The sequence below is a fragment of the Propioniciclava sinopodophylli genome (genome assembly GCF_004324755.1).
Taxonomy (GTDB): Bacteria; Actinomycetota; Actinomycetes; order Propionibacteriales; family Propionibacteriaceae; genus Propioniciclava; species Propioniciclava sinopodophylli.
Genome location: NZ_SDMQ01000007.1, coordinates 43,888 through 64,676, shown reverse-complemented (window position 1 = coordinate 64,676; position 20,789 = coordinate 43,888). Strand labels below are relative to the sequence as shown.

Here is a 20,789-nt window from a genome sequence, read left to right as displayed (position 1 = left end):
TTCTCCCGTCATGGCTAGCACCGAGACACTTCCCGTCGCCGGGGGTGGGCTGCACGTCCCTGCGGTGTCGGCGGTACTCTGGTATGCGATGAACCTGCCGAGCACCGACGCACCTGACGAGGTCGACGTCGCCACCGAGACCCCCGAGGAGCGGGCCGCCCGCTTCGAGCGGGACGCGCTGCCGTACCTGGACCAGCTGTACGGCGCCGCCCTGCGCATGGCCCGCAACGCCGCCGACGCCGAGGACGTCGTCCAGGAGGCGTACGCCAAGGCCTTCGCATCGTTCCACCAGTTCAAGCCGGGCACGAACCTCAAGGCGTGGCTGTACCGGATCCTCACCAACACCTACATCAACAGCTACCGCAAGAAGCAACGCCAGCCCCAGGAGGGCTTCGGCGAGGACATCGAGGACTGGCAGCTCGCCGCCGCGGAGAAGCACACCTCGACCGGCCTGCGGTCGGCCGAGATGGACGCCCTGGACCGCATGCCCGACTCGGTCGTCACGGACGCGATGGGTCAGCTGGCCCCCGACTTCCGCATGGCCGTCTACCTGGCCGACGTCGAGGGCTTCTCCTACAAGGAGATCGCCGAGATCATGGGCACGCCCATCGGCACGGTGATGTCGCGGCTCAACCGTGGCCGCACCCAGCTGCGCAAGCTGCTCGCCGACCACGCGGCCTCCCTGGGCATCGCGACGGGAGGTAGCGATGCGTGAGGTCGACTGCCGCTTCGTCGAGGAGCGCGTGCACCAGTTCCTGGACGGCGAACTGACCGAGCGCGAGGCGGACGAGCTGCGCCACCACATCGACGCCTGCGCCCACTGCCTGGACGAGACCGACCTCATCGACGCCCTGCGCAAGCTCGTGCGCCGTGCGTGCGCCTGCCCGCCGGCACCCGAGACCCTGCGTCTGCGCGTGGTGACTCAGATCCACACCGTCCGCTTCACCGTCGTCGAGGGGCCCGGTACGCCCTGACCGTCGAGGGCTTGCCTCCAGCCCGCCGAGGGCTTGCCTCCAGCCCGCCGAGGGCTGCGGCTCGCCATGCGAGTCGGATCCCGGTACCCCGATTGGGCGAGCGTGCGCACCCGTGGCAGAATGGATCGTCGCGCCGCCCGGCGCACCCGACGCAGAGGAGATCCATCATGGGTAAGACCGGTCGCAAGCGCCGCGCCCGCAAGAAGAACAAGGCGAACCACGGCAAGCGCCCCAACGCCTGAGTCCTTGCCGACCAGAACCGGGAGCCTCCACCGATCGGTGGGGGCTCTTCGCATGTGCGGACCGGACCCAAGCCCTCGGCGGACCGGACCCAAGCCCTCGGCGGACCGGACCCAAGCCCTCGGCGGACTGGACCCAAGCCCTCGGCGGACTGGACCCAAGCCCTCGGCGGAAAGGCAGCACGGGCGGCGGGGCTGGGTGGGGCGGCCTACGATGGCGGCATGCTCACGTTGACCGAGGTCGTTGCCCAACACAGCGACCTGACGGCGGAGGAGACGCTGTGGCTCTCGGGGTTGATCGACCAGTGGGACGTCCTGGCCGACCTGTCGTTCAGCGACCTCATCCTGTGGATCCCCGACGAGGACCCCAACGTGTTCTGGGCCGGGGCCCAGTGCCGCCCGACGACGGGCCCCACCGCGCTCGAGGACGACGTGGTGGGCGAGGAGATCGCCTACGACCCGGAGAGCCTCGTCACCGAGGCCTACCTGTCGCAGGAGATCTGCGCGACCAGCGGCAACAAGCTCCACGCGGGCATCCCCGTGGATGTGCACGCCGTCCCGATCATCCGCGGCGAGCGGGTCATCGCGGTCGTCGAGCTGCACACCAACCGAATGGGCGTCCGCGCGCCGGGCGCGTTGGAGGACACGTACCTCGAGACCGCCCAGATCCTCATGGACATGCTGAGGTCGGCTGCGTTCCCGACCGCCGGCGACAAGCCCGTCCCGTGGGAGACCCCCCGCGTGGGCGACGGGTCGTTGCGCCTGGACCGCAACGGCATCGTCACCTTCGCCAGCCCCAATGCGATGAGCGGCTTCCGCCGGCTCGGCTGGGGCGGCGACCTCCTCGGTGACGACCTGCGCGTCATGGCGGCCGAGTTGGCCGGAGGCAGCCGCGAGCCGGTCGAGCAGGTGGCTGCGCCCCTGCTCGTGGCGCAGCGCGTCCGCGAGCAGGAGGTCGAGACCCGGGGGGGCGCGCTCCGCCTGCGGGCCCAGCCGCTGCTGCTGGAGAACCGCAACGTGGGCTGGTTCGTGACCTGCCGCGACGTGACCGACCTGCGCAACCGCGAGCGCGAGCTCGTCACCAAGGACGCCACGATCCGCGAGATCCACCACCGGGTGAAGAACAACCTCCAGACGGTGGCGGCCCTGCTCCGCCTGCAGGCCCGCCGCACCACCTCGCCCGAGGCGTCCAGCGCCCTGACCGACGCCCAGAAGCGGGTCGCGGCCATCGCGGTCGTCCACGAGATCCTGTCCAAGGGGTTCGACGAGGTCGTCTGCTTCGACGAGGTGGCCGACCGCCTCATGACGATGGTGCGCGACGTGGCGTCCTCCCGCAGCAAGGTGGCGATGACGCGCGTGGGCAGCTTCGGCTGCATGCCCGCCGATGTCGCGACCAACCTCTCGCTGGTCTTCACCGAGGTCATCCAGAACGCCCTCGAGCACGGCCTGGGGGACGCCCCGGGCGAGGTCATCGTGCGCCCCTCCCAGAGCGACGGTCAGCTCCGCGTGGACGTCGAGAACGACGGGGCCCCGCTGCCGGATGACTTCTCGCTGGAATCCTCGCGCTCGCTCGGCCTGTCGATCGTGACCACGCTCGTGGCCGACCTCGACGGGACGTTCGAGGTGGTCAGCCGCCCCGGCGCGGAGGGGACGCGCGCGCGGATCGTCATCCCGCTCGAGCGGGCACGGGAGCGCACGGCCTGACGCGGGGCCCCGCTCAGGCGTCGGGGCCCACGCCCATGTGGGCGCGGATCGCCAGCGCCGCGGCGCCGCGTGCCCACTCGTCGTCGCCGACGACATCCACGACGACCTCGGGGGCCGGCAGGTGGTCGGGGCACATGCGGGCCACCTCGGTGCGGACGCGCCCCTCACGGCCGCCCAGGAGTGGCGCGCCCTCGCCGGCCACCAGGACGACCTCGGGGGCGGTGATCGCGGCCACGGTGCCGGCGAGTTGACCCACGGCGTCCGCGACCTCGTCGAGCAGTGCGGCCAAGGTGGGGTCGTCCTCGGCCAGGTCGGGCAGCGAGGGTAGGTCCTCCATCGTGAGCGGACGCCCCAGGGCCGCGGAGATCCGCTCGATGAGGATGACGCCGGTGAGCACGTCCTCCGCCTTGCGGCCGTCCAGCACGAGCACCGGGCCGACCATGCCGGCCGCGCCCTGACGCCCGGTCACCAGTTCGTCGCGGGCGACCAGCCCGACGCCGACACCGGCGCCGATGGTCACCACGACGAAGTCGTCGGTGTCGCGGCCCGCGCCGAACCAGTGCTCGGCGACGGTGAAGGCGTTCACGTCGTTGTCGATGGTCGTGGGCAGGCCCGTCTCCGCCTCCAGCAGCGCGGCCAGGTCGACGGGGGCGTCCCAGCCGAGGAAGCGCGCGCCGCGCACGAGGCCGTCCGGCCCGACGGTGGCCCCGAGCGATGCGCCCAGCGCGTCCGGCCGGGGGCGGCCCTCGGCGAGCTCGTCGACCAACGTGCACACGGCCGCGGTGACGTCGGCGGGGGAGAGGCGATCGCCGCGGCAGGACGCCGAGGTCAGGATCGTGCCGCGCAGGTCCGTGAGGACGGCGTGCAGCCCCTCGTGCGAGATCTTGAGGCCCACGAAGGTCGCGCTCTCGGCGGCGATGTCCAGGGGCAGGGCCGGGCGGCCGGTCCTGCGGCCCTTGGGCTGGCACTCGACCAGCAGGCGGGCCTGCACCATCGGGCGCGTCAGGCGGGTGACGCTGGCGGAACTCAGACCGAGGTCACGACCGAGGTCGGTCCGGGAGATGGGGCCACGCCGCAGCACGGTCAGCGCGACGCGCTGGCTGGTCGGGTCGAGGGCCCAACGCTGGGAGGCCATGCCCCATCATCCCCTTTCGCCGCCCGCTCTCAGGGGCGGGTACGTCGCGTCAGGTGCGGACGCGGGCGCGGGCGTTGCGTCGCTTCATCGCGCGGCGCTCGTCCTCCGACAGCCCACCCCACACGCCGTGGTCCTGCCCTGCGTCGAGGGCCCACTGAAGGCATTCGGTCCGCACGTCGCAGCGCGCGCAGACCTTCTTGGCCTCAGCGATCTGCATGATGGCCGGACCCGTGTTCCCCACGGGGAAGAACAACTCCGGGTCCTCTGTCAGGCATGCAGCCTGATGGCGCCAGTCCATGCGGCAACCACTCCTCGTGATGGGAAGGTGAAACGGACGTCGCGTGCCCGCGGGGGTATTCGGGCACGCCTTACTACCTTGCCAACTTGTCGGCGCGAAAACAAGAGGGCACGGCCGATGCTGATCGGGGATGTCCGACCGGTGGACATAGAATCTGCTGGTGCCCCAGTCCACCCGCGCCCTCCCGCCCGGCGTCCTGCTGTCCGCCTTCGCCACCCTGGGCCTGGCCCTGTTCACCCTGGTGATGGCGGTCCTGTCGTTCGCCGAGGGCCACGGCGCGTTCAGCGGGGGCGTGGCCCTGGCGCTGATGCTGTGGGGCGTGCTCGTGGGGGCCGGGTCGGTGCTGCTGCTGCGCGGCGCACGCTGGGCGCGGGGCCCCGTCATCGCGGCGGGCCTGCTGCACGCGTTCGCCTTCGGGCAGTTCGCGCTCAACAACGCGCCGCTGGCCTGGCTCGGCGCCGCCGCGGGGGTGGCCGCCGTGGTCGGCCTGGTGCTGCCCGCCAGCACCGGGTGGTTCACGCGCGGGAGCTGAGTTCCATCCCACCAGCGCCGGCGCGGGTCGTGCTGACCGCGGGCAGGTCGAAGCCCCGCCGGGCGTAGGCGTCCTGCAGCGCGGCCGTGAACGCCGCGAGCCGGCCGGCCGGCAGGAGGGCGATGACCGTCCCCCCGAAGCCGCCGCCGGTCATCCGTGCGCCCAGGGCACCGGACGCCAGCGCGACCTCGACCGCCAGGTCGACGGTGGGCACGGTGATCTCGTACTCGTCGCGCATCGACGCGTGCGAGGCGGTGAGCAGCGACCCGAAGACCGCCCAGTCCCCGGCCCCCAGCCCCTCTACGGCGGCCAGGACGCGGGCGTTCTCGGTGACGACGTGGCGCGTCCGCCGCACCAGCACCTCGTCACCGAGCCGGGCCAGCGCGGCAGGCAGGTCGGCCTCGGTGACGTCGCGCAGGGCCCGGACGCCGAGGGCGTCCGCCGCGCGCGCACAGGCCGCGCGGCGCTCGGCGTAGTGGCCGTCGGCCAGCACGTGCGGGCTGCGGGTGTCCACGAGCGCCAGGACGAGGTCGTCGGGCAGGGCGAACGGCACCTGCTCGGTGGTCAGCGTGCGGCAGTCGAGCAGCAGGGCGTGGTCGGTGGTGCACCACAGGCTGGCCCGCTGGTCCATCGGGCCGGTGGGGACGCCCATGAAGCCGTTCTCCGCTGCTTGGGCGACCGCGGCGAGCTCCTGGGCGTCGAGGCCGAGGCCGGCGAGCCCGTCGAGCGCCAAGGCGGTGGCGCACTCGATGGCGGCTGAGCTCGACAGGCCCCCGCCCAGGGGCACGGCGCTGTCGATGTCGAGGGTGACGGGGCCGATGGAGTGTCCGCGTTCGCGCAGCGCCCACACCACGCCGGCGACGTACCCCCACCAGGCCCGGGGGCCGGGGGACAGCTCGTCCAGGTCCACGGACTCGCCGAGCTGCGCCGACCCCACCCGGACGCCCGTGCCGCCGGCGGTCGCGGTGACCGTCGCCACGTGGCCGAGCGCAATGGGTAGGACGAAGCCCTCGTTGTAGTCGGTGTGCTCCCCGATCAGGTTCACCCGGCCCGGGGAGACGCCGATCGAGGACTCACTCATCGAACTCGTCATCGTCGTCGAGGCGGGCCAGCCAGGTGGCCAGCCGCTCCACGGGCACCTCGAACTCGGGGTTCAGGTCGACGAACGTGCGCAACTGCTCGGCAACCCAGGCGAGGGACACCTCGTCGGCGCCCCGCCTGGCCTCGAGCTCCTCGATGCCGCGGTCGGTGAAGTACACCGCTGGATCAGATCCCCTCGAACGCCTGGTCCAGGAGCACCTTCTCCTGCGCCTGGTGCACTTTGAGCAGGCCCACCGACGGCGAGGACGCCTCGGGACGAGCGCTCGGGCGGAGCTTGATCTCGCGGCCCCCCAGGCCCTTCGACAGTGCCTCGGGCAGGTGCAGGGCCATGAACGGCCACGGGCCCTGGTTGACGGGCTCGTCCTGCACGAACCGGATGTCGGTCACGTGCGGGTAGCGCTCCAGCTCCGCGACCAGGTCGTCGGTCGGCAGCGGGTAGAGGCGCTCCAGCGCGACGATGGCCACCTTCCCCTCCAGACCCCGCTTGGCGCGCTGGGCGACGAGCTCCCATCGGATCTTGCCAGAGCAGAGGATGACCGTCTGCACGGCCGACGGGTCGGTGATCGACGCGTCGCCGATGGCCGGACGCCACTTGCCGTCGGTGAACTCCTCGACCGGCGAGGCCGCGGCCTTGGAGCGCAGCATCGACTTCGGGGTCATGATCACCAGCGGGCGGTGCCAGTTCACATAGGTGTGCGTGCGCAGCAGGTGGAAGTGGGACGCCGGCGTGGACGGCTGGCAGACTGCCAGCGCACCCTCGGAGCACAGCTGCAGCCAACGCTCGATGCGCGCCGAGCTGTGGTCCGGCCCCTGGCCCTCGTAGCCGTGCGGCAGCAGCAGCGTGACGCCGGACTTCTGGGTCCACTTGGCATCGCCGGAGGAGATGAACTCGTCGGCGATGGTCTGGGCGCCGTTGGCGAAGTCACCGAACTGGCCCTCCCACAGCACCAGCGACTGCGGCGAGGCCACCGAGTAGCCGTACTCGAAGCCCATCGCCGCGTATTCGCTCAGCAGAGAGTCGAAGACGTGGAACTGGCCCTGATCCTCGGTCAGGTGCTTCAGCGGGATGTACTCCTCGTTGGTCACACGGTCGACGACCGCGGCGAACCGCTGGGAGAACGTGCCGCGGCGGCTGTCCTGGCCGGTGAGGCGGACGGTGCGGCCCTCCATGAGCAGCGAACCTAACGCGAGCAGTTCGGCCGTGGCCCAGTCGATCGGGCCGGACACGATGGACTCCGCGCGGCGCTGCATCTGCGGCAGCACCTTCGGGTGCACCGCGAAGCCTTCGGGATAGGTCACCTGGGCGTCGGCGATGCGCTGCATCGTCTCCTTGGTGATCGACGTGCCCTGTTCCTTGCCGAGCTTCGCCGGGTAGAACGGCACCTTGCGGTAGGAGTCGTCCTCCTCGCCGGCGGACTTGACCTCCTTGAACACACCCTCGAGGCGGGCGCGGAACTTCTCCATCACGCCCTCAGCGTCGTCGGTGGAGATGTCGCCACGGCCGATGAGCGCCTCGGTGTACAGGCGGCGCACGGAGCGCTTCTGCTCGATGAGGTCGTACATCTTCGGCTGCGTGAAGCTCGGGTCGTCGCCCTCGTTGTGGCCGCGGCGGCGGTACGCGATCAGGTCGATGATGACGTCCGCGTTGAACTTCTGGCGGTACTCGAACGCGAGACGCCCGACCCGCGCGACCGCCTCGGGGTCGTCACCGTTCACGTGGAAGATCGGGGCGCCGATGGCCTTGCCGACGTCCGTGCAGTACATGGACGAGCGGGACTCCGACGGGGCGGTGGTGAAGCCGACCTGGTTGTTGACCACGATGTGGATCGTGCCGCCGGTCTTGTAACCGCGCAGCTGGCTCATCTGAAGGGTCTCGTAGACGATGCCCTGGCCGGAGAACGAGGCGTCGCCGTGCAGCAGCACGGGCAGGACTGCGCCGTCCTCGAGCGTGCCCGCGGCGTCCATCTTGGCGCGCGCGATGCCCTCGACGACCGGGTTGACGGCCTCGAGGTGGCTCGGGTTGGCGGCCACCGACGTCTTGACCGTCCGGCCGGCGAGTGAGGTGAACTGGCCCTCGGCGCCCAGGTGGTATTTGACGTCGCCGGTGCCCATGACCTGGTTCGGGTCGATGGAGCCCTCGAACTCGCGGAAGATCTGGCCGTAGCTCTTGCCGACGATGTTGGCCAGCACGTTCAGGCGGCCGCGGTGCGGCATGCCGATCGTGACCTCCTCAAGGCCCTCGTTGGCGGCCCTGTCGCAGATCTCGTCCAGCAGGACGATGGTGGACTCGGCGCCCTCGAGCGAGAAGCGCTTCTGGCCGACGAACTTGGTCTGCAGGAAGGTCTCGAAGATCTCCGCCTCGTTCAGCTTGTCGAGGATGCGGAGGTGCTCGTCGCGACCCCAGCGGATGATCGGGCTCTCGAAGTACGACTCGACCCAGCGGCGCTGGCCGGTGTCGGCGATGTGCATGTACTCGACGCCGACGTGGCCGCAGTAGGCCGTGCGGAGCTGGGCCAGCACGTCCTTCAGCCTCATGGTCTCCTTCTCGTGGCCGCCGAAGACGCCCACGGGGAACTCGCGCTCGAGGTCCCAGATGGAGAGGCCGTGCGCCTCGAGCTCGAGCTCGGGGTGGCTGCGCTGCTGGTACTCCAGCGGGTCGATGTCGGCCATCAGGTGGCCCCAGCTGCGGTACGCGTTGATCAGCTGGAGGACGCGGGTGCCCTTGGCCAGCTCGTAAGAGCGGTGCGCCGAGTCGTCGGACGCCCAGCGCAGCGGCAGGTACGGCACGCGCAGCGACAGGTAGACCTCGTCATAGAAGTCGTGGTCGCCGATGATCAGTTCGTGCATCACCTTCAGGAACTCACCCGAGGTGGCGCCCTGGATGACGCGGTGGTCGTAGGTGCTGGTCAGCGTGGTGATCTTGCTGACGCCCAGCTCCTTGATGCGCTGGTCGGACGCCGCCTGGAACTCCGGCGGGTAGTCGATCGAGCCGACGCCCAGGATGAGGCCCTGGCCGGGCATGAGGCGGGGCACCGAGTGCGACGTGCCGATGCCGCCGGGGTTGGTCAGGGACGCCGTGGTGCCGGCGAAGTCGTCGACGGTGAGTTCGTTGTTGCGAGCCTTCTTGACCATCGCCTCGTAGGCCTGCCAGAACTCGCGGAAGTTCATCTGGTCGGCGGCCTTGATGTTCGGGACGATCAGGGTGCGCGTGCCGTCCGGCTTCGGCATGTCGATCGCCAAGCCGAGGTTGATCTGGTGGTTGGTGACCTGGACGGGCTTGCCGTTCTCCTCGTCGTAGGCGACGTTCATGTCCGAGACCATCGTGATGGCCTTGACCATGGCGTAGCCGAGCAGGTGGGTGAACGACACCTTGCCGCCGGTGGTGCGCGCGAGGTGCTTGTTGATGACGTCACGCTGCTCGATGATCAGCTTCATCGGCACGTGGCGGACCGAGGTCGCCGTCGGGATGGACAGCGACAGATCCATGTTCTTGGCCGTGCGCATCGGGGCGCCGCGCATCACGGTGCGGGTCGGCTCGGCGGACGTCTCGATCTTGCGGACCGCGGACGGACGGTTGGCCGAAAGACCGCCGGCGGAGCCGGGGTTCTTCGGGCGCGTGTTCGTCTCGGTGCGCGGCTGCGGGGCCGGGCTGGTGGTCGTCGGCGCCGGGGCGGACGCCTGGGGCTCCGTCGCGGGCTTCTGCGGCGCAGCCTCGGCGGCCTTGGGGGCAGGCGCGGGCGCCGCGGGGGCGGCCTGCTGCGGCGCCTCCTTCCTGGCGGGGGCCGGGGGAGCGGACGCAGGCTGGGCCGCCGCGGGGGCGGGGGTGGACTGCCCGGCACGACTGGCGAAGAACTCGCGCCAGGACTGATCCACCGCGTTGGGATCCTTCGTGTAGGCCTCGAACATCTCTTCGATGAGCCAGTCGTTGGCCCCGAAGTTCGAGAGGTCGTCGTTGGAGTTGTTGCCGGGCGCCGTCGCCACAATCGCCTTCTTCCATCAGATCGCACAGAGGCGACCCGTCGACATCGCCCCGCTCGCGATGGTACCGAGGATTCCCGGTGACCCATAACTCCCCGTGCCGCGTGGCGGAAACGCTGGTGAGGTCCGGTGCCCGGACGAAACTTCGCGGCGGCGCGTGTTCTGGCGCACACTGGGGGCATGGAGCCCGACGCCCCCGACCTCCGGCCCGCGCCGACGCGGTCCCCGGGTCTGCTGGCGGCGGCCGGAGGGGCCCTCGTCGTCGTCGTGGTCGGCGGCATCATCGGGGGCGTGCTGGCGACGCAGCAGCCCCCTGCGCCGACCGTGTCCGCACCCGAGCCGCCCGCGGTCTCGCCGGCGGCTCCGGTCGAGCCGGCCGACCCTGTCCTGATCACGCCCGAGCCCTCGCCGCTGCCCAGCCCGGTGGACCTCTCGACGCCGACCCCCACCCCGGTGCCGCAACCCGCGCCGACCACCCCGGCCGCGCACACGGCGTCCGCCGCGCCGACGACGCAGGCACCGGCCCGCACCACCGCGCCGACGCGGGTGCCGCCGCCGGGCAGTCGCCCCGACCCGACGTGGCTCAGCCAGGTTGCGGACGCCACCGGCGTGCCGCGCCGCGCCCTGGAGGCCTACGCCACCGCCACGCTCACCCTGCAGCGCGAGAAGGCGTCGTGCTCGCTCGGCTGGAACACCCTGGCCGCCATCGGGCAGATCGAGTCGCGGCACGGGTCCTACGGCGGGGCGAGGCTGGCCGCCGACGGCAGCACGAACCCGCGCATCATCGGTCCGGCGCTGAACGGGGAGGGGTTCGCGTCCATCCCCGACACGGACAAGGGCGCCCTCGACGGCGACGCCACCTGGGACAGGGCGGTCGGCCCGATGCAGTTCATCCCCTCGACGTGGCGCTCCTACGGCGCGGACGGCAACGGCGACGGTGCGAAGGACCCCCACAACATCGACGACGCGGCCCTGGCGGCCGGGCGCTACCTGTGCGCCTCGGGAGGCATGGGGAACGCCGGCGGCTGGCGCAATGCGGTGATCGGCTACAACCGTTCGGAGCAGTACCTCGCGGACGTGGCCCGTGTCGCGAACGAGTACGCGATGCGCGTCCCGCGCTGAGTGGTTGAAGAGAAAGGGCGCCCCCTGCAGGATTCGAACCTGCGCTCCCGCCTCCGGAGGGCGGTGCTCTATCCCCTGAGCTAAGGGGGCCCTGGCCCGAATGGGCCGACGACGACTGTAGCACGGTGGCGCGGGCGTCCGAGCGCTGGCGGGCGTCCGGGCGGCCCCGGCGGGTCTGGGAAACTGACGGCCATGACCCACATGCACGTCGCCGGCTCGATCCACGCGGACGCGGTGTCCGCCGCCCCGAACTGGCTCGTCAAGCCCACCGACGCGAACACCCTGGTCGACGGCCTGTGGAGCGGCACCGTCGCGCGCGGCGACGAGGGGGCCATCCGCATCGGCGGCCTGACGGTCAACGAGATCATCGAGCAGGTCGGGACGCCCGCCTACGTCATCGACGAGGTCGACTTCCGTGGCCGCGCCCTGACGTGGCGCCAGGCATTCGAGGACTGGAAGGTCTACTACGCCTCCAAGAGCTTCCTGTGCTCCACCGTCGCCCGCTGGATCCACGACGCCGGCCTCAACCTCGACGTCGCCAGCATGGGCGAGCTCACGGTCGCGCTGCGCGCCGGGTTCGACCCCGCCCGCATCGGCCTGCACGGCAACAACAAGTCGGACGCCCTCCTGCGGGTCGCGCTCACCCAGGGGGTGGGCCGCATCGTGGTGGACTCACCGGACGAGATCGCGCGCCTGGAGCGACTGACCGCCGAGCTGGGGGTGCGGGCCGCGGTGCAGATCCGCGTCACCACGGGCGTCGAGGCGCACACGCACGAGTACATCGCCACCGCCCACGAGGACCAGAAGTTCGGGTTCTCGATCGCCGGCGGGCAGGCCCTGGTGGCCCTGGTGCGCTGTTTCGGCAGCCCCAACCTCGACCTGCGGGGCATCCACTCCCACATCGGCAGCCAGATCTTCGACACGAACGGCTTCGAGGTGGCCGCCCGGCGCACGCTGCGCCTGATGAGCCAGTTCAAGGAGGCCACCGGCGTCACGCTGCCCGAGCTGAACCTGGGCGGCGGCTTCGGTATCGCCTACACGATCGACGACTCGCCGGCCACGGCCCAGGACCTGGCCCGCGGGCTGGACGAGATCATCGAGCACGAGTGCCGCGCGTTCGGCCTCGACAAGCCGATCCTCTCGGTGGAGCCAGGCCGTTCGATCTCCGGGCCCGCGGGCACCGCGCTCTACACCGTGGGCACGACGAAGAACGTCGAGCTTGGCGGGGGACAGCAGCGCCGCTACGTCTCGGTCGACGGCGGCATGAGCGACAACATCCGTCCGGCGCTGTACGCGGCCGAGTACTCGGCGGTGCTGGCCAACCGGGTCAGCCCGGAGTCGCCGGTGCTCTCCCGCGTCGTGGGCCTGCACTGCGAGGGCGGCGACATCCTCGTCCGCGACGTGTTCCTGCCGTCCGACACCGGCATCGGCGACATCCTCGCCGTGCCTGCCTCGGGCGCCTACAGCCGCTCCATGGCGAGCAACTACAACCACACCCCGCGCCCGCCGGTGGTGTCCGTCCGGGACGGTAGGATCACGACGTTGATCCGGCGGGAGACCCTGGACGACCTGCTGGCGCTCGACGCCGGCCTCGACGACAGCTTTGGTGAGGACTGAACTTCCATGATGACCCTCGGTGATGCCCCCGTGCGCGTGGCCCTGCTGGGCTGCGGCGTGGTCGGATCGCAGGTGGCCCGCATCCTGCTCGAGCAGGCCGACGACCTGCGCGCCCGCGTCGGGCGCCCGCTCGAACTCGTCGGCATCGGCGTCCGGCGGACGACTGATCGCCCGGGCATCGACCCAGCGCTGTTCACGACCGACGTCCCGTCGCTCGTCGCGCGCGAGGACGTCGACCTGGTCATCGAGCTGATCGGCGGCATCAACCCGGCCCGCGAACTGCTGCTCGCGGCGATCCAGGGCGGCAAGTCGGTCGTCACCGCCAACAAGGCGCTGCTGGCCCAGCACGGCGCCGAGATCTACGACGCCGCGGCCGCCGCCGACGTCGACGTCTACTACGAGGCGGCCGTCGCGGGCGCCATCCCGATCATCCGGCCCCTGCGCGAGTCGCTGGTCGGCGACGCCGTCACCGCCGTCAAGGGCATCGTCAACGGCACCACCAACTACATCCTCGACCAGATGCACACCCACAAGGTGTCCTTCTCCGACGCGCTGGCAGACGCCCAGCGCCTGGGCTACGCCGAGGCAGATCCGACCGCCGACATCGAGGGCCACGACGCCGCCGCGAAGGCCGCCATCCTGGCCTCCCTGGCGTTCCACACCCGCGTCACCCTCGACGACGTGGCCTGCGAGGGCATCTCGTCGGTGACCGCGGACGACGTCCGGGCCGCCGAGTCGCTGCGCTGCGTCATCAAGCTGCTGGCCCAGTGCTCGGTCTCCCCGGACGGGACGGTCGCCGTGGGCGTCCACCCGACGATGGTGCCGCTGGAGCACCCGCTCGCCGGCATCCGCGGCGCCTACAACGCCGTGTTCATCGAGTCGGTCAACGCCGGGCGCCTCATGTTCATGGGACCGGGCGCAGGCGGGTCACCCACGGCGTCCGCCGTGCTCGGCGACGTGGTCACCGCGGCCCGCAACCGTGTCCGCGGCGTGGCCGGCCACGGCGAGTCCGCCTACTCCACGCCGGGCATCACCGACCCGTCCTCGGTCGTGTCGGCCTACTACGTGGCCATGACCGTGCGCGACGAGCCGGGCGTGCTCTCGCGCGTGGCGGACGCCATGGCCCGTCGCGGCGTCTCGATCGCGGCCGTCCGCCAGGAGCAGACCAGCGGCGGGAGCGGCGCGCGGCTCGGCATCACCACCCACCGCGCCCCCGATGGCAACGTCCGCGCGGTCGTCGACGAACTGCTCGGGGGCGGCGACGTCCTGGGCGATGTGCGCGTCCTGCGCGTGGAAGGAGCCTGACCGTGCTGGTGGCCTGCCTCGACCTCGAAGGCGTCCTCGTCCCGGAGATCTGGATCAACGTCGCCGAGCGCACCGGCGTCGACGCGCTGCGGCTCACGACGCGCGACATCGCCGACTACGACGAGCTGATGACCCACCGCCTGCGCGTGCTCGACGAGCACGGCATCACCCTGTCGCAGATCCAGGAGGTCATCGGGGGCCTCGGGCCGCTGCCCGGCGCGGCCGAGTTCCTCGACTGGCTGCGCGAGCGGTTCCAGGTCGTGATCCTGTCGGACACCTTCTACCAGTTCGGCATGCCGCTGATGGCGCAGCTGGGACACCCGACGCTGCTGTGCCACAACCTCGAGGTCGCCGACGACCGCATCGTCGCCTACCACCTTCGCCAGGCCGACCAGAAGACCAAGGCGGTGGCGGCCTTTCAGTCGCTGAACCTGCAGGTCGTCGCCACCGGTGACAGCTACAACGACACCGGCATGCTGGGCCAGGCCGAGGCCGGCATCCTGTTCAGCCCGCCGGACAACGTCGTGGCCGAGTTCCCGCAGTACCCCGTCGCCCGCGACTACGACGAACTGCGCGCCGAGTTCCTCCGGGCGGCCGAGCGTGTCGCCGCAGGCTGACCCGACACGCGTCGACGCCGAGCGCGCCCCCCTGACCGTCCGCTCGGTGCTGTGGGGGCTGCTCCTGCTCCTGCCTCCGCTGGTCTCCGGCCTGCACATCGCGGCGGTCACCATCCCCGGCGGCAGCTTCGTGCCGTGGGAGCCGGCGATGATCGACCTCGACGTCTACCGCCGCACCGGCAGCATGCTCCTGCAGGGCCAGGACTTCTACGTCGCCGAGGGCCTGCCGTGGATCTACCCCCCGTTCGCGGCGCTGTTGACCGTGCCGCTGGCGATCATCCCGCTCGCCGCCGCCGAGGTGGCGTGGATCACCGTGACCATCCTGCTCCTGATGGCCATCCTGTACCGGCTCGGGCTCTCCGGCTGGGTGCTGTCCCTGGCGGCCACCGCCGCCGTCTGGCTCGTCGAGCCCGTCCGGGAGACGCTGGGCTTCGGCCAGTTGGGGGTGCTCCTGGTAGCCGCCGCCGTCCTCGACTCGATGCCCGGACGCCGCCTCCTGCCCCAGCGGTTCCTGCCCGAGGGCGCCCTCGTGGGCGTGGCCACTGCGGTCAAGCTGACCCCGGCCACCGTCGCGGCCACCCTCTTCTTCGCCAGACGCCCGCGCCCCGGCCTTGTCGCCTTCTTCACGTTCGTCGCCGCGACCGGTCTCGGGTTCCTGCTGCTGCCGCGCGAGAGCATGCACTACTGGAGCGGCCTGGCCTCGGGCGACTCGGGCATCAACGCGGGCATCATCTTCCACACCAACCAGTCGATCATGGGCGCTTGGGCGCGCCTGTTCGGCGAGCTCAGCCGGGGCGGTCTGGTGCTGAGCGCACTCGTGGCGGTGCTGGGCATCTGGTCTGCCGCGGTGGTGTACAGGTCGGGTGAGCAGCGCCTGGCCATCTGCGTCGCCGGCATCACCAGCCTGCTGGCCTCCCCGATCAGCTGGTCCCACCACTACGTGTGGATCGTGCCGCTGGCAGTCGTCCTGCTCCAGGACCGTCACCTGGCCCGGGGGCTGCGCGTCTTCGGCCTCCTCTACGTGATCTGGGTCGTGGCGGCGCCCTTCAAGCAGCTCCCGGGCGGCGACGGCGTCGAGGCCACCTACAACGTTGGCCAGCAGGTGGTGGTCAACCTCGGCGTTGCGGCGGGCCTGGTGCTCGTGCTGGCCAGCGGCGTCGTCGCTGCGCGCCGCGTCAGGGCGGGTCGGGCTGCCGGGGACGGCGTGCTACGCTAAACACCGCACGTGAGCGTGTGATCGCCTGCACAGGTCGGGCGGCCGGTTAATTCGGCGATGACCTGTCCCTTGAACCTACGGCGCTTGCCGGGCCTCGGGCTCGCGCTGCGCCGCACACCTCGACCGGCATGGTGCCGCGCGGGGAACACGAGAGGACCTTCGTGACCAACATCGACTCGATGCTCCTGCCCGACCTGAAGAAGGTCGCCAGCTCGCTCGGCGTGAAGTCCGCCGGCCTGCGCAAGGCGGATCTCGTCGCAGCCATTCGGTCCGCCCAGGGCGGCAGCGCCCCGGCGCGGGCGACCGCGGAAGCCGCGCAGGCCCCCGCCCAGGCCGAGGGTGCCCCACGCACGCGCCGTCGCGCCGGCCGTCCCGAAGGCGCCCCCGAGGCGGCCCCCACCGCCCGGCCCGAGCAGCAGGCCGAGGCGCGCCGCGAGGAGCCCCACCAAGAGGAGTCCCGGTCGGAGGCCCCCATCGGCCAGGACGACGTCGCGTCACGCCTGGAGGCGCTCGCCGCCGAGCCGGGCCGCCGCAGCCGCAACCGGAACCGCAACCGCGACGTCGGGGGCGAGGGTGGCGCCCAGGCCGAGGGCCAGGGCGAGTCCGCCGCGTCCGAGGCCGAGCAGCGCCCCCCGCAGCAGAACCAGAACCAGGGGGGCCAGAACAACCAGTCCCGCAACGACTACGACGACGACGGCCAGGGCGGGCGACGCAACCGCCGCCGCCGCAACCGTGACCGCAACAGCACCAGCAACAACCGCCAGCGGAACAACCGCGGCCAGGGCCCCGACCTCAGCCGCATGGAGGCCGAGCCGACCGTCTCCGAGGACGACGTCCTCACCCCGATCCAGGGCATCCTCGACGTGCTGGACAGCTACGCGTTCGTCCGCACCGGCGGCTACCTGCCGGGCCCCGGCGACGCCTACGTGTCCCTGTCGATGGTCAAGAAGTGGAACCTCCGCAAGGGCGACATCGTCACCGGCGTGATGCGCTCCCAGCGCGAGGGGGAGCGGCAGAAGTACAACCCGCTCGTCCGCGTCGAGACGATCAACGGCACCGACCCCGAGCAGGCCAAGGGCCGCCCCGAGTTCAACAAGCTGACTCCGCTCTACCCGCAGGAGCGCTTCCGCCTGGAGACGACCCCGACCAACATGACCGGGCGCATCATCGACCTGGTCGCGCCCATCGGCAAGGGCCAGCGCGGCCTGATCGTGTCCCCGCCGAAGGCCGGCAAGACGATGGTGATGCAGTCGATCGCGAACGCGATCGTCGCCAACAACCCCGAAGTGCACCTCATGGTCGTGCTCGTGGACGAGCGCCCCGAGGAGGTCACCGACTTCCAGCGTTCGGTCAAGGGCGAGGTCATCGCGTCCACCTTCGACCGCCCCGCCGACGACCACACCACCGTCGCTGAACTGGCGATCGAGCGCGCCAAGCGCCTGGTCGAGCTGGGCCACGACGTGGTCGTGCTGCTGGACGGCATCACGCGCCTCTCGCGCGCCTACAACCTGGCGGCACCGGCGTCCGGCCGCATCCTGTCCGGCGGTGTCGACTCGGCCGCGCTGTACCCGCCGAAGAAGTTCTTCGGCGCCGCGCGCAACGTCGAGAACGGCGGCTCGCTGACGATCCTGGCCACGGCCCTGATCGAGACCGGCTCGAAGATGGACGAGGTGATCTTCGAGGAGTTCAAGGGCACCGGCAACATGGAGCTGCGCCTGCGACGCGAGATGGCCGACAAGCGCATCTTCCCGGCCATCGACGCCGTCGCGTCCGGCACGCGCCGCGAGGAGCAGCTGATGACCCGCGAGGAGCTCGCCATCATGTGGAAGCTCCGCCGCGTGCTGTCCGGCCTCGACGACCAGGCCGCCCTCGAGATGCTGATCAACCGCCTGAAGAAGACGCAGACCAACCTCGAGTTCCTGCACGTCATCAGCCGCACGACGCCCACGAACGACTGACTCCGCGCGCACGGCGTCCCGGTTTGGGATCGGGGCGCCCGTGCGACTACCATGGACCCTCGGTGCCGGTTCACGCCCGGGCCCCATGGCCCACCCTGTTCGTTCGGCGACCCGGCACGACACCATCGCAAGGAGACTTTCATGAAGCAGGGCATCCACCCGGACTACGTGGAGACCCAGGTCAGCTGCACCTGTGGCAACACGTTCACCACCTTCTCCACCGCCAAGGGCGGCACCATCCGCGCCGAGGTCTGCGCGGCCTGCCACCCCTTCTACACCGGCAAGCAGAAGATCCTCGACACCGGCGGCCGCGTCGCCCGCTTCGAGAAGCGCTACGGCGCCAAGAAGGGCAACTGACTTCTTCGCACGCCGGGTGCCAGCATCACGCTGGCACCCGGCGTTGTTTTCGTTCCCAAGGAGGGGAGACCAGGTGTTGACCAACGCGGACGCGCTGCGCGCCGAGTACGCCGAGCTCGAGCAGCGGATGGCCGACCCGGCCACGCATGCCGACACGGCGCTGTCCCGCAAGGTCGGACGCCGCTACTCCGAGCTGACCGGCGTCGTCCGGGCCCTGAACGAGCACGACGCCCTCACCGAGGACCTGGCGGCGGCACGTGAGCTCGCGGCCGACGACCCCGACTTCGCCGAGGAGGCGCAATCGCTCGAGGAGCGACTGGCGACGGCGTCGGAGCGCCTGGCCCAGCTGCTGGCGCCCCGCGACCCGCACGACTCCCTCGACGCGCTCGTCGAGATCAAGTCGGGCGAGGGCGGCGAGGAGTCGGCCCTGTTCGCCGGCGACCTCTTCCGCATGTACAGCAGGTACGCCGAGGCGCGTGGGTGGAGGGTCGAGGTGCTCGACTCCACCGAGTCCGACCTCGGCGGCATCAAGTCGCTCACGATGGCGGTGAAGGGCCCGGCCAGCGCCGGCCCGGACGCCTCGCCGTACGGGGTGCTGAAGTTCGAGGGCGGCGTGCACCGCGTGCAGCGGGTGCCGGTGACAGAAGCGCAGGGGCGCATCCACACCTCGGCGGCCGGCGTGCTCGTCATGCCCGACGTCGAGGACGACTCCGACCTCGACGTCTCCGAGGACGACCTGCGCGTCGACGTCTACCGCAGTTCGGGCAAGGGCGGCCAGGGCGTCAACACCACCGATTCGGCCGTCCGCCTCACCCACCTGCCTACCGGCCTGGTGGTGACCTGCCAGAACGAGCGCAGCCAGCTGCAGAACAAGGCGTCCGCGCTGCGCATCCTCAAGGCGCGCCTGGCCGCCCTGGCCGAGGAGCAGGCCGCGGCCGAGGCGTCCAGCGCGCGCAGGTCGCAGGTGCGCACGGTAGACCGCTCCGAGCGCATCCGCACGTACAACTTCCCCGAGAACCGCATCGCTGACCACCGCATCGGTTACAAGGCGCACAACCTGGACGCGGTGCTGGGCGGCGACATGTCTGGAGTGATCGAGGCCCTGCAGGCCGCAGACCTGGCCGAGCGTCTCGGTGCTGCCGGTGCCTGAGTCGGCCTCGACCCTCGTCGCGCGGCTGTCCCGCCGGGTCCCGGCCCACGAGGCGCGCATCCTGCTGGCACACGTCCTCGGCACCGAGCCCAGCCGCCTCCTGCTGGCCGGCGCCCCCGACGAGGCGCAGCGCGCCCGGCTGGACGCCCTCGTCGAGCGGCGCGTCGCGGGGGAGCCGCTGCAGCACCTGACCGGCCTGGCGCCGTTCCGCACCGTCGAGCTCGAGGTCGGCCCCGGCGTGTTCATCCCGCGCCCGGAGACCGAGGTGATGACCGGCTGGGTGTTGGAGCGCTTGGCAGGGGCGGCCCGCCCCGTCGTCGTCGAGCTGTGCGCCGGGTCGGGCGCGATCACCAAGGCGCTCGCGACGGAGTTCCCGGACGCCGCCTACCACTGCGTCGAGCTCTCCCCGGACGCGCACGCCTACCTGGTCCGCAACCTCGCCGGCCTGGACGTCGACGTGCGCCTCGGCGACATGGCCGACTCCTTCGGCGACCTGGACGGCACCGTCGACTTCGTCGTGGCCAACCCCCCCTACGTCCCGCTCGAGCACTGGGCGGACGTACCCGCCGAGGTGCGCGACTTCGACCCCACGCTCGCCCTGGTGTCGGGCGCCGACGGGCTGGACGCCATGCGCGTGGTCGCCGACGTCGCCGCCCGCCTGCTGCGGCCCGGCGGCTGGGTGGCCGCCGAACACGCCGAGGTGCAGGAGGAGTCGGCGCCGGGGGTGTTCGTGCGCCAGGGATCGTTCACGGCCGTCTCCGACCATCCCGACTTCACCGAGCGGGCACGGTTCGTGACAGCCCGGCGGGGTGGCAGGATGGCTCCGTGACCCACATCGTCCTTGACATCACGGACGCCGAGGCGGCCCACACGGCGGCGGCCGAGGCCGTGGCCCGCGGCGAGGTGATCGTGCTGCCGACCGACACCGTCTACGGCGTCGGCGCGCAGGCCACCTCGGGGGCCGCCGTGCAGCGCCTGCTCGACGCCAAGCAGCGGGGCCGCGACCTGCCCCCGCCGGTGCTCGTGGCGGAGGTGGCGATGGTGCGCGCGCTGGCGACGGACCTCGACGACCGCCTGCACGGGCTGGCCGAGGCGTTCTGGCCCGGGGCGCTCACCGTCGTCCTGCGCGCTCGCGACGCCCTGCGCATGGATTTGGGGGACCGGGGCGACACCATCGCCGTCCGCGTGCCCGACCACGCGTTCACCCGCGAGCTGCTGCGCCGCACCGGCCCGCTGGCCGTGAGCAGCGCCAACGTGCACGGGAACGACGCCGCACTCACGATCGCGGACGCCGTCGCCCAGCTCGGCGACGCGTGCTCGGTGTACCTGGACGCGGGGGAGATGGCGGGCCCGGTGCCGTCCACCATCGTCGACCTGACCGGGCCGAGGGCCCGCGTCCTGCGCGCCGGCCGCATCACCGTCCAGGAGCTCAACGAGGCCGTCCCCGGCCTGGTCGAGCAGAGCGAGGAATCGCACGAGGGCTGAG

At 71.5% G+C, this 20,789-nt stretch carries 20 protein-coding genes and 1 tRNA gene; 15 read left to right on the top strand and 6 right to left on the bottom strand.

Features of this window, described 5'->3' with window-relative positions:
* Positions 1–88: 88 nt before the first annotated feature.
* The 4 genes from ET989_RS08200 to ET989_RS08190 all read left to right on the top strand — a co-directional run bounded on the left by ET989_RS08200 (position 89) and on the right by ET989_RS08190 (position 2,917).
* Positions 89–715, top strand: coding sequence for a sigma-70 family RNA polymerase sigma factor (locus tag ET989_RS08200; RefSeq protein WP_241656280.1), 627 nt, complete (start codon positions 89–91; stop codon positions 713–715).
* Entirely contained in the window at positions 708–974 is a 267-nt protein-coding gene (gene rsrA, locus ET989_RS08195; protein WP_131168062.1) for a mycothiol system anti-sigma-R factor, read from the top strand. Before ET989_RS08200 ends, rsrA begins: the two co-directional genes overlap by 8 nt.
* Positions 975–1,141: 167 nt before the next feature.
* A complete protein-coding gene (locus tag ET989_RS15965) occupies positions 1,142–1,216 on the top strand; it encodes a 50S ribosomal protein bL37 (RefSeq protein WP_372727394.1) in 75 nt (24 codons plus the stop codon).
* A 219-nt stretch (positions 1,217–1,435) separates the two neighbouring features.
* Positions 1,436–2,917 carry a sensor histidine kinase gene (locus ET989_RS08190; protein WP_131168061.1) on the top strand — a complete coding sequence of 494 codons (1,482 nt, stop codon included), beginning with the start codon at positions 1,436–1,438 and terminating at the stop codon, positions 2,915–2,917.
* Positions 2,918–2,930: 13 nt separating this feature from the next.
* Here the strand turns inward: ET989_RS08190 and ET989_RS08185 are convergent, their stop codons facing one another.
* Both ET989_RS08185 and ET989_RS08180 read right to left on the bottom strand, forming a co-directional pair.
* A complete protein-coding gene (locus tag ET989_RS08185) occupies positions 2,931–4,052 on the bottom strand; it encodes an ROK family protein (protein WP_131168060.1) in 1,122 nt (373 codons plus the stop codon).
* Positions 4,053–4,101: 49 nt separating this feature from the next.
* On the bottom strand, positions 4,102–4,350 hold the full coding sequence (locus tag ET989_RS08180) for a WhiB family transcriptional regulator (RefSeq protein ID WP_131168059.1): 249 nt from the start codon (positions 4,348–4,350) through the stop codon (positions 4,102–4,104).
* Positions 4,351–4,510: 160 nt separating this feature from the next.
* Between ET989_RS08180 and ET989_RS08175 the strand changes: the two genes are divergently transcribed.
* The gene (locus tag ET989_RS08175) at positions 4,511–4,882 is read left to right on the top strand and encodes a hypothetical protein (protein WP_131168058.1); all 372 of its coding nucleotides are present in this window, start codon (positions 4,511–4,513) and stop codon (positions 4,880–4,882) included.
* Here ET989_RS08175 and galK read toward each other — a convergent pair.
* Genes galK through ET989_RS08160 form a run of 3 tightly spaced genes read right to left on the bottom strand, consistent with a single transcriptional unit; the run spans position 4,866 to position 9,967 of the window.
* Positions 4,866–5,963 carry a galactokinase gene (gene galK / locus ET989_RS08170; RefSeq protein ID WP_241656272.1) on the bottom strand — a complete coding sequence of 366 codons (1,098 nt, stop codon included), beginning with the start codon at positions 5,961–5,963 and terminating at the stop codon, positions 4,866–4,868. The genes ET989_RS08175 and galK overlap by 17 nt on opposite strands.
* Positions 5,956–6,141 (bottom strand): DUF6104 family protein, encoded by a 186-nt coding sequence (locus ET989_RS08165; RefSeq protein WP_131168056.1) that lies wholly within the window; start codon positions 6,139–6,141, stop codon positions 5,956–5,958. The genes galK and ET989_RS08165 overlap by 8 nt, the downstream gene beginning before the upstream one ends.
* Positions 6,142–6,148: 7 nt before the next feature.
* Positions 6,149–9,967, bottom strand: a complete 3,819-nt coding sequence (locus ET989_RS08160) for a multifunctional oxoglutarate decarboxylase/oxoglutarate dehydrogenase thiamine pyrophosphate-binding subunit/dihydrolipoyllysine-residue succinyltransferase subunit (protein ID WP_131168055.1) — start codon at positions 9,965–9,967, stop codon at positions 6,149–6,151.
* 174 nt (positions 9,968–10,141) lie between these two features.
* On the opposite strand from ET989_RS08160, the gene ET989_RS08155 reads away from it, so the two are divergent.
* Positions 10,142–11,083: a lytic transglycosylase domain-containing protein gene (locus tag ET989_RS08155; protein ID WP_206662274.1), complete on the top strand. Its 942-nt coding sequence runs from the start codon at positions 10,142–10,144 to the stop codon at positions 11,081–11,083.
* 18 nt (positions 11,084–11,101) lie between these two features.
* On the opposite strand, the gene ET989_RS08150 is transcribed toward ET989_RS08155, so the two are convergent.
* Positions 11,102–11,173: transfer RNA gene (locus tag ET989_RS08150), tRNA-Arg, on the bottom strand.
* A gap of 102 nt (positions 11,174–11,275) precedes the next feature.
* Here ET989_RS08150 and lysA point away from each other — a divergent pair.
* From lysA to ET989_RS08105, 9 genes are all read left to right on the top strand, one after another.
* A complete protein-coding gene (lysA, locus tag ET989_RS08145) occupies positions 11,276–12,700 on the top strand; it encodes a diaminopimelate decarboxylase (protein WP_131168054.1) in 1,425 nt (474 codons plus the stop codon).
* Positions 12,701–12,709: 9 nt separating this feature from the next.
* Positions 12,710–14,005 (top strand): homoserine dehydrogenase, encoded by a 1,296-nt coding sequence (locus ET989_RS08140; RefSeq protein ID WP_421958216.1) that lies wholly within the window; start codon positions 12,710–12,712, stop codon positions 14,003–14,005.
* A 2-nt stretch (positions 14,006–14,007) separates the two neighbouring features.
* Positions 14,008–14,622, top strand: a complete 615-nt coding sequence (thrH, locus tag ET989_RS08135; RefSeq protein WP_131168052.1) for a bifunctional phosphoserine phosphatase/homoserine phosphotransferase ThrH — start codon at positions 14,008–14,010, stop codon at positions 14,620–14,622.
* On the top strand, positions 14,606–15,838 hold the full coding sequence (locus ET989_RS08130) for a glycosyltransferase 87 family protein (protein WP_131168051.1): 1,233 nt from the start codon (positions 14,606–14,608) through the stop codon (positions 15,836–15,838). Before thrH ends, ET989_RS08130 begins: the two co-directional genes overlap by 17 nt.
* A gap of 128 nt (positions 15,839–15,966) precedes the next feature.
* Positions 15,967–17,796 carry a transcription termination factor Rho gene (gene rho / locus ET989_RS08125; protein ID WP_131168050.1) on the top strand — a complete coding sequence of 610 codons (1,830 nt, stop codon included), beginning with the start codon at positions 15,967–15,969 and terminating at the stop codon, positions 17,794–17,796.
* A gap of 141 nt (positions 17,797–17,937) precedes the next feature.
* Positions 17,938–18,153: a 50S ribosomal protein L31 gene (gene rpmE / locus ET989_RS08120; protein ID WP_131168049.1), complete on the top strand. Its 216-nt coding sequence runs from the start codon at positions 17,938–17,940 to the stop codon at positions 18,151–18,153.
* Between the two features lie 73 nt (positions 18,154–18,226).
* Positions 18,227–19,303, top strand: coding sequence for a peptide chain release factor 1 (gene prfA / locus ET989_RS08115; protein ID WP_131168048.1), 1,077 nt, complete (start codon positions 18,227–18,229; stop codon positions 19,301–19,303).
* Positions 19,296–20,132, top strand: coding sequence for a peptide chain release factor N(5)-glutamine methyltransferase (gene prmC / locus ET989_RS08110; protein WP_131168047.1), 837 nt, complete (start codon positions 19,296–19,298; stop codon positions 20,130–20,132). Before prfA ends, prmC begins: the two co-directional genes overlap by 8 nt.
* Positions 20,129–20,788, top strand: a complete 660-nt coding sequence (locus ET989_RS08105) for an L-threonylcarbamoyladenylate synthase (protein ID WP_131168046.1) — start codon at positions 20,129–20,131, stop codon at positions 20,786–20,788. The genes prmC and ET989_RS08105 overlap by 4 nt, the downstream gene beginning before the upstream one ends.
* The last annotated feature ends 1 nt before the right edge of the window (position 20,789 follow it).

What these genes read in the sequence shown, in the direction of transcription:
- galK (WP_241656272.1), bottom strand. Translation starts at nt 5,963, where the DNA reads ATGAGTGAGTCCTCGATCGGCGTCTCCCCGGGCCGGGTGAACCTGATC.
- ET989_RS08180 (WP_131168059.1), bottom strand. Translation starts at nt 4,350, where the DNA reads ATGGACTGGCGCCATCAGGCTGCATGCCTGACAGAGGACCCGGAGTTG.
- rsrA (WP_131168062.1), top strand. Translation starts at nt 708, where the DNA reads ATGCGTGAGGTCGACTGCCGCTTCGTCGAGGAGCGCGTGCACCAGTTC.
- ET989_RS08140 (WP_421958216.1), top strand. Translation starts at nt 12,710, where the DNA reads ATGACCCTCGGTGATGCCCCCGTGCGCGTGGCCCTGCTGGGCTGCGGC.
- rho (WP_131168050.1), top strand. Translation starts at nt 15,967, where the DNA reads ATGGTGCCGCGCGGGGAACACGAGAGGACCTTCGTGACCAACATCGAC.
- ET989_RS08190 (WP_131168061.1), top strand. Translation starts at nt 1,436, where the DNA reads ATGCTCACGTTGACCGAGGTCGTTGCCCAACACAGCGACCTGACGGCG.
- ET989_RS08200 (WP_241656280.1), top strand. Translation starts at nt 89, where the DNA reads ATGAACCTGCCGAGCACCGACGCACCTGACGAGGTCGACGTCGCCACC.
- ET989_RS08155 (WP_206662274.1), top strand. Translation starts at nt 10,142, where the DNA reads ATGGAGCCCGACGCCCCCGACCTCCGGCCCGCGCCGACGCGGTCCCCG.
- rpmE (WP_131168049.1), top strand. Translation starts at nt 17,938, where the DNA reads ATGAAGCAGGGCATCCACCCGGACTACGTGGAGACCCAGGTCAGCTGC.
- ET989_RS08185 (WP_131168060.1), bottom strand. Translation starts at nt 4,052, where the DNA reads ATGGCCTCCCAGCGTTGGGCCCTCGACCCGACCAGCCAGCGCGTCGCG.
- lysA (WP_131168054.1), top strand. Translation starts at nt 11,276, where the DNA reads ATGACCCACATGCACGTCGCCGGCTCGATCCACGCGGACGCGGTGTCC.